Consider the following 1,790-nt stretch of genomic DNA (forward strand, 5'->3'; position numbering starts at 1 on the left):
GGGCGGCCGCGCGCGTCGCCTCCGTGCTGAGGCCCCGCCGGTGGGTCGGGCCGCCGACGACCAGCAGCAGCACGTCGTCCGGCCACCACGGTGCGCGCTCGCCGTCGCCCACGACGCGCCCGACCTCGACGACGTCGGTGGGCAGACCGCACGACGCGATGCCGGCCCCGACGGACTCGGCGACGGCCTGGGTGCCGCCGAACATCGACTCGAACACCACGATCGCTGTCATGCCCCCACGCTCCTCGCCGGGTGCGCCAGGCGCCGCGGCCGTTGGTCCCGGATGTCGGCACGTCGTCGTACCGTGCGGTCATGGCGACGCACTGGACCCTGGGCGGCGACGCGGCCGACCCGCACCGTCTCGCGGCGTTCTGGGCGCTCGCACTGGGGTACGTCCCGGAACCGGGCTACGACGAGCCGGACGGCGCGTCGATCGTCGACCCCGACGGCGTCGGCCCGGCGATGAGCTGGCTCCGCGTGCCCGAGCCCAAGACCGCGAAGAACCGCCTGCACGTCGACATCCGCGTCGCGGGCGAGCCGCCGTGGGACTGGGACGAGCGGGAGGCCGCGATCCGCGCGAAGGTCGAGGTGCTCGTCGCGGCGGAGGCGACGGTCGTGCGGGAGGAGCGGTACGGCGACGACACCGGGCGCACCGTCCTCGGCCACGTCGTGATGCTGGACCCCGAGGGCAACGAGTTCTGCGTGGCCTGAGCCGGGGTGTGCCGCGTCCGCCGTCGACGCGACGACCGCTGTCACCCGTGGCGTCCCGGCGTCCGTCCGTGCCCCCGCCGGGGCTCGAACCCGGACTGGGCCGGGTTTAAGCCGGCTGCCTCTGCCGATTGGGCTACGGGGGCGCCGCTCGACCGTCGCGGGAGCGCGGCGACGGTCGACGTGCACGCTCATCCTGCCAGCGCCGCGCCCGACGCTGTCGGTGGTCCGTCCTAGGGTCCTGCGCGTGCACATCGAGGAGCGCGGAGCCGGGATCCCGGTCGTCCTGATCCACGGGTTCGGCGTCGACCACCGGATCATGCTGCCGCTCGACCCCGTGCTCGCGGGGCACGGGCCGTGGAGACGCCTCTACGTCTCGCTCCCCTGGACCGCCCGCACGCCGCTGGGCAGCGTCCGCAGCAGCGAGGACGTCGCGGAAGCGCTGCGCGACGCGGTGCGCAAGCGGCTCGGTGACGAGCCGTTCGCGGTCGTCGGCAGCTCGTACGGCGGGATGATGGCGCGACGCCTCGCGCACGACCTGCGCGACCAGGTGCTCGGGCTCGCGACGGTCGCGGGGCTCTGGGCCGGGGACGTCGACGCGCGCGTCCTGCCCCCGCGGACCGTGCTGCGGGAGGACCCGGCGGCGCTCAGCGGCGTCGACCCGGCGGTCGCGACCGGCTACCGCGCGATGGCGGTCGTCGAGTCCGCGGCGGGCCTCGACGCGTACCGGAGGTTCGTGCAGCCCGGCGAGGACGCCGCCGACCAGGACGCGCTCGACGTCCTGCGTGCGCGGTACCCGTTCGACGTCGAGCCCGAGGACGCGTCACCCGAGCCGTTCACCGCGCCGACGCTCGTGCTGTGCGGGCGGCAGGACCACGTCGTCGGGTACGCGGACGCGTGGCGGCGGCTCGACCACTACCCGCGCGCGTCGTACGTCGTGCTCGACGCGGCCGGGCACAACGTGCACCTCGACCAGCCGCGCGCGACGGCGGTCGCGCTCGCGGCGTGGCTCGACGAGGTCGCGGTCGGGGCGGCGGCGCGGTCCTGACGCGACGAGGCCCGGCCCCCGTCGTGGGGAGCCG

General features: G+C 76.0%; 3 protein-coding genes and 1 tRNA gene. 2 read left to right on the plus strand and 2 right to left on the minus strand.

What is annotated here, in order from left to right; genetic code table 11:
• Positions 1-232, minus strand: a 232-nt coding sequence (locus HGA02_RS18365) for a flavodoxin family protein (RefSeq protein WP_246248066.1), incomplete at its 3' end; no start/stop codon positions are given.
• 80 nt (positions 233-312) lie between these two features.
• On the opposite strand from HGA02_RS18365, the gene HGA02_RS18370 reads away from it, so the two are divergent.
• Entirely contained in the window at positions 313-711 is a 399-nt protein-coding gene (locus HGA02_RS18370) for a VOC family protein (RefSeq protein WP_168680749.1), read from the plus strand.
• A gap of 69 nt (positions 712-780) precedes the next feature.
• On the opposite strand, the gene HGA02_RS18375 is transcribed toward HGA02_RS18370, so the two are convergent.
• A tRNA-Leu gene (locus HGA02_RS18375) sits at positions 781-854 on the minus strand.
• Between the two features lie 101 nt (positions 855-955).
• On the opposite strand from HGA02_RS18375, the gene HGA02_RS18380 reads away from it, so the two are divergent.
• Positions 956-1,756, plus strand: coding sequence for an alpha/beta fold hydrolase (locus HGA02_RS18380; RefSeq protein WP_343035601.1), 801 nt, complete (start codon positions 956-958; stop codon positions 1,754-1,756).
• Positions 1,757-1,790: the final 34 nt, after the last annotated feature.

This window comes from Cellulomonas septica, assembly GCF_012396155.1.
In the GTDB taxonomy this organism is placed as follows: Bacteria; Actinomycetota; Actinomycetes; order Actinomycetales; family Cellulomonadaceae; genus Cellulomonas; species Cellulomonas septica.